We start from the raw sequence: 7,090 nt of genomic DNA on the forward strand, positions 1-7,090 counted from the left end.
GAGCGCCGGCTCCAGTTCGCCGGCCGCCGCCAGCGCCTTGCCGTAGGCGGCCAGCACCTCGCGGTCCTGGGGATGCTCGATCGCCAGCTTGCGCATGACGGCGAGCGACTGGTCCGTGCGCCCGCTCATTTGAAGGATGCTCGCATAGCGCAGCGCCACCGACTTGTCCTTCGGATCGCGGCTGTAGGCCTCGCCGAGACTTACGGCCGCGCCGGCCAGCTCGTCGCTCGACATCCGCGCAAGGGTGCCGCTCCGCTCCACCGATCCGGTGGTCACGCCGTCCACCTTGCGGCCGCTGCTGGCGCAGCCCGCCGCGGCGACGGTGGCCAGGGCCAGAACCGCGGAGATGGCGATCCTGCTGCTTCTGCGCGGCGTCGTTCGGATTGAGTCTCGGCTGAACATGCGCACCCCCTCTGCCCGCTAGGCTGGCCTGCCTCTTTGGCCTTCCCTGGCCGAGAAGTATTCTGTTAACCCTAATGGAGCGTTAAACCGTTCGATTTTCAGGAAAGCCGTCATGCCGCTTACGCTAACCGCCCGCCGGGACACCACGTCGCTGCCCGTCTATCTTGCCGCCGGCCCTGATCTGGAAGAGACCGGCGCGGACGCGACAGCCTGCGCCTGGGCGCGTGCGAATGGGTTCGAAGGCGGGGAGGGGCACTTCCTTTCCATCCCCGGCACAAACGGCGCACTCGCCGGGGCCTTTTTCGGCATCGGCAGGGCACCGGCGCCGCTGGCGCTCGGCAAGCTCGCCCGCGTCCTGCCGCAGGGGAGCTGGCATCTCGCGACACCGCCGCGCGATCCCAGGTTGGCGGCGATCGCCCTCAAGCTGGGGGCCTACGCCTTTACCCGCTACGGTGCAAAGCCGACGCCCGAATTGCACTTTGCCGCGCCCGAGGGCGCCGACCACGCGGCGACCGACCGGATCGCCGAAGGCGTCTTTCTCGCCCGCGATCTCATCAACACGCCCGCCAACGACATGGGACCGGAGGCCCTGGAGGAGGCCGTGCGCACGCTGGCGAAGGCCCACGGTGCAGAGGTCCGCGTCACGGCGGGTGAGGCGCTGCTTGCCGAGAACCTGCCGATGATCCATGCCGTCGGCAGGGCGGGTGCCGAGGCGCCGCGCCTGATCGACCTGCGTTGGGGCGCACAGGACGCACCGAGGGTGACGCTGGTGGGCAAGGGCGTGTGCTTCGACACGGGCGGGCTCGACATCAAGCCGGCGAGCGGCATGCTTTTGATGAAGAAGGATATGGGCGGGGCCGCCAGTGTGCTGGGCCTTGCCGCAATCGTGATGGCGGCAGGGTTGCCCGTGCGCCTGCGGGTCCTGGTCCCGGCCGTGGAGAACGCCATCGCCGGCAACGCCTTCCGTCCGGGCGACATTCTCAAGAGCCGCAAGGGCATCACCGTGGAAATCGGCAACACGGATGCCGAGGGGCGGCTGGTGCTGGCCGACGCCATGGCGCTCGCCGACGAGGAAGCACCGGAGCTGATGATCGATATGGCCACCTTGACGGGTGCGGCGCGCGTGGCGCTCGGGCCGGACCTGCCGCCCTTCTACACGCGGGACGAGGCGCTCGCCGCCGCCCTTGCCGAAGCGGCGGAGACGGCGGCCGATCCGCTCTGGCGTATGCCGCTGTGGCAGGCCTACGCGGAGAAGCTGCGCTCCAAGGTGGCCGACATCAACAACGTCACCGCCGACAGCTTTGCCGGCTCCATCACCGCCGCGCTCTTCCTGGAGCGTTTCGTGGAGAAGGCGGGCGGCTGGGCGCATTTCGACATCTATGGCTGGAACCCCGCCGAGAAGCCCGCCTGTCCGATAGGCGGCGAGGCGCAGGGCATTCGCGCCATCGAGACCGTCTTGCGCCGGCGATTTGCGTAGCCGTTGCAAAAAGCGCGGAACCCGGCAATGATACGGGCCCGAAACGATCACGGGTGGTGCCGATGCCGGTCGTCTTGCGCCCGAGCCAGGCGCTCAGATTGTGGCAGCAGGTTTGTCTGGCCGAGGTCGGTGCCGGCATGCCGGACCTGACGGAGCGGCAATTGGCCATCCTGCTGACCATCTATCTCGATCCACCGCCGCACACCGTGCGCGGCCTGGCGGAGAAGCTGAAAGTGACGAAGCCCGTCATTACCCGCGCCCTCGACACGATGGGATCGCTCAAGCTCGTCAGCCGCCACCGTGACGCGCGCGACCGGCGCAACGTGCTGATCCGCCGTACGGTGGAAGGCGCTCTTTTCGTGGAGCGCTTCGGGGACGTAGTGGTGGAAAAGGCCGGAGACCTGTCGTTATGAGCACGCTTGATCGCCGCCTCAACGCTTTCCGTCCGGATCTTGCCGATGCGAGGCTGAAAGGACAGGTGGAGGCCGCCCGCTTCGTATCCGGCACGCCGGCGGCGGTTTCGCTGCCGGTGGCGGATGTGCATTCCGTTCCGGATGCAGCAAGCGGCGTGGATACGCAGTTCCTTTGCGGCGACACCGTTCTCGTTTTCGAGGAGCGGGACGGCTGGGCCTGGACCCAGGCGGATCGCGACGGCTATGTCGGTTACGTCCGGACGGAGGCGATCGCGCCCGGCATGCCCGAACCGACCCATGTCGTGTGCGTCCAGCGCAGCTTCGTCTATCCGACGGCGGAACTGCAGAGCCCGCCTCTCACCACCCACAGCATGGGCGCGCGGCTCGCCGTCACCGGCGAGACGGAAGAGCGGGGCACGCGCTATGCCCTGCTTGCCTCGGGCGGGGCGATGATCGCCCGACACCTCCGCCCCCGAGGCCGGCCCACCGTCGATTTCGTTTCGGTCGCGGAAGAGTTCCTGCATACCCCCTATCTATGGGGTGGGGCGAGCGGCTTCGGCATCGACTGCTCCGGTCTTGTCCAGATCGCCCTCTTCATGGCGGGCCGCGAGGTCCCGCGGGACACGGACATGCAGGCCGAGGGGCTGGGCGTGCCGGTGCGCGAAGGCGCGCCTCTCGGACGCGGCGATCTGGTCTTTTGGCGCGGACACGTGGCGATCATGCTCGACAGCGAGCAGGTCATCCACGCCAACGGGTTCACGATGACGGTCTCGCGGGAGCTGCTCGCCGAAGCGGTACGCCGCATCGAACCGCTCTACGGCCGCCCCGTCGGCATCCGGCGGCTGGGATCTTAAAGCATTTTGCAGCCAAGTGGAATCACTTGGCGTGGCACAAATGCAGCAAAAACAAGCAGATAGAGCAGACAAGCGAACGAATGTGAGCGCACCCTGCTCTAGCGCCGCGCGCTGAACGGAAGCTGGAAAGCGCAGTTACCGGGCGGGCTCGTCGACGAATATCGTGACGACGTTGTCTTCGCCGAATTCCACGGCGACGATGTCGCGCAGCATGATCCCGCGCGAATCGATGGCATGGTAGAACATCGCGCTGCCTTCGATGGATTGGCGCAAGAGCTCAATATCCTCCTCGTGTTCGGAGGCAGTCTCTTCGATGGCGCCGTCTTCCTTGGCCCTCGGCAGGAGGACGATCTCAAGCGTGTCGAGGCTGAATGCCTTGCGCACGGCCTCTGCACTCTGGCGCGTGTTCTCGATGGCCGCCACGACACGGTCGATCTGCTCCTCGCGGGATACCTCCTCGGTCTTCACGTCGGAGCCGACAATCGCGTCGATGGCCTCTTCGCTTTCGAGGCCCTGGGCAAGCAGCGGCAGATTGGCAAGCGGCGCGAGCAGAAACATGAGCGCCACCACGAGGGGCAGCAGCTTCTCCATCGCGCCCGCCGGAGCTGAGGGGCAGATCATCTGCGAAGCATTCATCCTGTTCTCCTTTACTGGTCATTGTGCGAACGCCTCGCAACCGCGAACAGGGTTGCATGGTTCCGCCAGTATGCGTTTCCTGCCCATCACAGGACTATGTCAGCCTCGCGACGGGTGCGCATCACCCGGTCCGCATTGGGCAGATCGTTGGTCTCGACCCAGTGCCTTGCGGCCGCGGCTTCGCGCCCGTGGCCGTGCCACCGCGCAAGCAGCCGGCGTTCCAGTTCCGCGCGGGGTACGTCGAGATAGACCGTCAGGTCGAACAACGCTTCCAATTCTCTCCAAGGCTCCTCGTCGAGCAGCAGATAGTTGCCTTCCACCAGGATCAGGCGCGTCTGCGCTTCCACCACGGCCGCTGCGGCGCGCGAAAGCTCCATGGTGCGGTCGAACACCGGGATCGCCACCCCGGCTTCGCACATGCGGATACGTTGCAGCAAGGTGCGGAAGCCGGCGAAGTCGAACGTTTCCGGCGCACCCTTGCGGTCCGCAAGGCCACGGTCGCGCAGGACGGCGTCGTCGTAGTGGAAGCCGTCCATTGGCACGATGGCGACCGATTCGCCGTGCCGTCGAAGCGTTTCGGCGGCAGACGCGGCCAGGGTGGATTTGCCCGAGCCAGGCGGGCCGGCAATGGCCACGATGAAACGCTGCGCATCGCCGGCTTGCTCTAGAAGAAGACCCGCAAGGTGATCGTGTTCCATCCGGGCTTCCTTCACACGCCGAGCCATGCCGGATAGTCGGAGACGAGCAGGCGGTAAGGCTCTTCGTCTTCCTCGATCGTCGAGAAGCGGTCGATGGGTTCGGCGAAGATGTTGTCCGTCAGGTCGTCGTTGACGGTCGATACCTCACCGATGAGCACATCGGACCCCTCGGCCCAGAACTCGTGCCAAATGCCGGGCATGAGCGTTACGCTCTCGCCGGGGCCGAGGCGCAGAACTCCGCCCGCCTCCAGCCTCTGCATCACCCCGTCGGTGGGCACCGTGACCGGGGCCCTGCGGTCGACCGCACCGTCGGGCGCCGAGGCGTAGAGCTCGATGCAAAGCGTGCCGCCGCCGCGATTGATGATATCCTCGGCTTTGACCACGTGGCGGTGCATGGGCGAGATCTGGTCACGGCGCGAGATCATGATCTTTTCCGCGTAAAGCATGCCGCGCCCTTCCTTCAGCGCCGCCGCGTCGCCGTTGCGCGTGGTGAAGAGGAACAGCCCGCGCTTGTCGAAGTCGCCGGCGCCGTAGTCGGTGATGTCCCATCCGAGTCTGGCATGGACGATGCCGCCGATTTTTGAGCGCCGCGTCTTCATGTCGGCCGGCGTCCAGTCGGCGAAGGGGGGCAGCACGTAGCCGAAAGAGCGGATGAAGTCCGCGCCTTCGCGCAGGATGTTGTTGACCCTCGAACGTTTCACCGCCATGCCTCCTCAGCGCGCCATACGAGGCGCGTGGTACAGTATGTGGGATGTTGCGCCAAGTCCGTTGCAGCCCTTGTCAGAACGCCTTGAACGTCAGCGTGGTGAGGGAACGGACGATGCCCGGCGCGTCGGCGATGTTGTCGTTGATGAACTTGCCGATGTCCACGCCGTCCTCGATATAGACCTTGAGCAGGAGATCGTATTCGCCGCTGGTGGAGTAGAGCTCCGACGCGATCTCACGTTTGTAAAGCTCGTCGGCCACCTCGTAGGTCTTGCCTGGCTGGCAACGCAACTGAACGAAGACGGGTCTCATGGTTTCCTTTCGGCAGGCTTGGGTCCTCGGCGAACTGGAAGGTCCGCCTATCCTGCCTTCCTGTCAACAGGTTCGGTACCGCCGGCTGCTTTTCCCGACCTCCTCGGATATGGCGGCGCAGACGCCCCGGCGCAACACCTCGTCGAGTCCTTGTCGGCAGGGTGAATACCACGTCGACCCGATGCCGGGTGGGCTTTGCAACGCCGCCCGTTCTGAAGCATAGTCGCCGCCATGAGCGAGAACGTCGGAGACACGCAGGACTACGAGACCATGCTGCGCCGGGAGGGGGTGCGAATCACCCGGCCGCGGCAGGTGATCCTGCGCATTCTTTCCGAGACGGAGGATCATCCCGACGCGATGGAGATCTTCAGTCGCGCTTCGGAGATCGACCCCAGCATCTCGCTTTCCACCGTATACCGCACGATGAAGCTGCTCGAGGAGATGGGCGCCATCCATCGCCATGCTTTCGAAGGGGGGCGCGCCCGCTTCGAGCAGGCCGGCGGCGGTCACCACGACCACCTCATCGATATCGATACCGGCGACGTGATCGAGTTCCACTCACGCAAGATCGAGGCGCTGCAGGATGAAATCGCCCGCTCGCTCGGCTATGACATCGTGCATCACAGGCTGGAGCTCTACGGCAGGAAGCGGCGCCGGCGCTGAGGCGAAAACCAGACGATAAGAAGCCCTCGGGGCACACACGAAACGGATACAAGCATGAAAGAAGCTGACATCGGCCTGATCGGCCTCGGGGTGATGGGCGCAAACCTGGCGCTCAATATCGCGGAAAAGGGCTTTCGCGTTGCCGTCCACAACCGCACCACGGCCCGCATCGACACCTTCATGCGCGAGGCGGGCGCGCTGGCGGAAAACATCGTGCCGTGCGAGACGATGGAGGCCCTGACCAAGGCCATCGCCCGGCCTCGGCCGATCATCCTGATGGTGCAGGCGGGAGAGGCGGTGGACCAGCAGATTGCCGCGCTGCGGCTGCTGCTTGCCCGCGAAGACATCATCATCGATGCCGGCAACGCCAATTTCCGCGATACCCGGCGGCGCATGGCCGCGCTCGCCGAAGGTGGGCCGCAGTTTCTCGGCGTGGGGGTCTCGGGCGGCGAGGAGGGCGCGCGCCACGGGCCGTCGATCATGGTCGGCGGCAGTGCGTCGGCCTACCGCCGCATCGAGCCCATCTTCGAGGCGATCGCCGCCCGTCACGAGGGCGAGGCCTGCCAGGCCTGGCTCGGGCCCGACGGCGCAGGGCACTTCGTCAAGACCATCCACAACGGCATCGAATATGCCGACATGCAGATGATTGCCGAGATCTACGGCATCCTGCGCGATGCGCACGGGCTCCCGGCAGGCGAAATCGCGCCGGTCTTCGCCGGGTGGAACGAGGGCCGGCTCAACTCCTATCTGATCGAGATCACGGCGGCGGTGCTTGCCGCGCAGGATCCGGCCACCGGCCGGCCGATGGTGGACGTGATCCTCGACCGCGCCGGGCAGAAGGGTACGGGTCGCTGGTCGGCCATCGAGGCACAGACGCTGGGCATCCCCGCCACGGCCATAGAGGCGGCCGTCGCCGCGCGCAGCCTGTCG

General features: G+C 66.2%; 10 protein-coding genes. 5 read left to right on the forward strand and 5 right to left on the reverse strand.

What is annotated here, in order from left to right:
• Window positions 1–402 (reverse strand): tetratricopeptide repeat protein (locus tag ACFP9U_RS22725; protein ID WP_378624953.1); only part of this gene is annotated, 402 nt, incomplete at its 3' end.
• 112 nt (window positions 403–514) lie between these two features.
• On the opposite strand from ACFP9U_RS22725, the gene ACFP9U_RS22730 reads away from it, so the two are divergent.
• The 3 genes from ACFP9U_RS22730 to ACFP9U_RS22740 all read left to right on the forward strand — a co-directional run bounded on the left by ACFP9U_RS22730 (window position 515) and on the right by ACFP9U_RS22740 (window position 3,146).
• Window positions 515–1,879, forward strand: a complete 1,365-nt coding sequence (locus ACFP9U_RS22730; protein ID WP_378624954.1) for a leucyl aminopeptidase family protein — start codon at window positions 515–517, stop codon at window positions 1,877–1,879.
• Window positions 1,880–1,941: 62 nt separating this feature from the next.
• Window positions 1,942–2,292 (forward strand): MarR family transcriptional regulator, encoded by a 351-nt coding sequence (locus ACFP9U_RS22735; protein WP_322451058.1) that lies wholly within the window; start codon window positions 1,942–1,944, stop codon window positions 2,290–2,292.
• Window positions 2,289–3,146 (forward strand): NlpC/P60 family protein, encoded by an 858-nt coding sequence (locus ACFP9U_RS22740; RefSeq protein ID WP_378624956.1) that lies wholly within the window; start codon window positions 2,289–2,291, stop codon window positions 3,144–3,146. The genes ACFP9U_RS22735 and ACFP9U_RS22740 overlap by 4 nt, the downstream gene beginning before the upstream one ends.
• A 135-nt stretch (window positions 3,147–3,281) precedes the next feature.
• Here ACFP9U_RS22740 and ACFP9U_RS22745 read toward each other — a convergent pair whose 3' ends face one another.
• The 4 genes from ACFP9U_RS22745 to ACFP9U_RS22760 all read right to left on the reverse strand — a co-directional run bounded on the left by ACFP9U_RS22745 (window position 3,282) and on the right by ACFP9U_RS22760 (window position 5,497).
• Window positions 3,282–3,782, reverse strand: coding sequence for a hypothetical protein (locus tag ACFP9U_RS22745; RefSeq protein WP_378624959.1), 501 nt, complete (start codon window positions 3,780–3,782; stop codon window positions 3,282–3,284).
• Between the two features lie 86 nt (window positions 3,783–3,868).
• Window positions 3,869–4,480 (reverse strand): nucleoside triphosphate hydrolase, encoded by a 612-nt coding sequence (locus ACFP9U_RS22750; protein ID WP_378624960.1) that lies wholly within the window; start codon window positions 4,478–4,480, stop codon window positions 3,869–3,871.
• An 11-nt stretch (window positions 4,481–4,491) separates the two neighbouring features.
• Window positions 4,492–5,181 carry a D-lyxose/D-mannose family sugar isomerase gene (locus ACFP9U_RS22755; protein WP_378624963.1) on the reverse strand — a complete coding sequence of 230 codons (690 nt, stop codon included), beginning with the start codon at window positions 5,179–5,181 and terminating at the stop codon, window positions 4,492–4,494.
• A 79-nt stretch (window positions 5,182–5,260) separates the two neighbouring features.
• Entirely contained in the window at window positions 5,261–5,497 is a 237-nt protein-coding gene (locus ACFP9U_RS22760; protein ID WP_322451053.1) for an Lrp/AsnC ligand binding domain-containing protein, read from the reverse strand.
• A 231-nt stretch (window positions 5,498–5,728) separates the two neighbouring features.
• Here ACFP9U_RS22760 and ACFP9U_RS22765 point away from each other — a divergent pair, with 231 nt between their 5' ends.
• Window positions 5,729–6,160, forward strand: coding sequence for a Fur family transcriptional regulator (locus tag ACFP9U_RS22765; RefSeq protein WP_322451052.1), 432 nt, complete (start codon window positions 5,729–5,731; stop codon window positions 6,158–6,160).
• Between the two features lie 54 nt (window positions 6,161–6,214).
• Window positions 6,215–7,090: NADP-dependent phosphogluconate dehydrogenase (gene gndA / locus ACFP9U_RS22770; protein ID WP_378624964.1), on the forward strand; the 876-nt coding region annotated here is incomplete at its 3' end.

The sequence above is a fragment of the Nitratireductor sp. GCM10026969 genome (assembly GCF_042660605.1).
Taxonomy (GTDB): domain Bacteria; phylum Pseudomonadota; class Alphaproteobacteria; order Rhizobiales; family Rhizobiaceae; genus Chelativorans.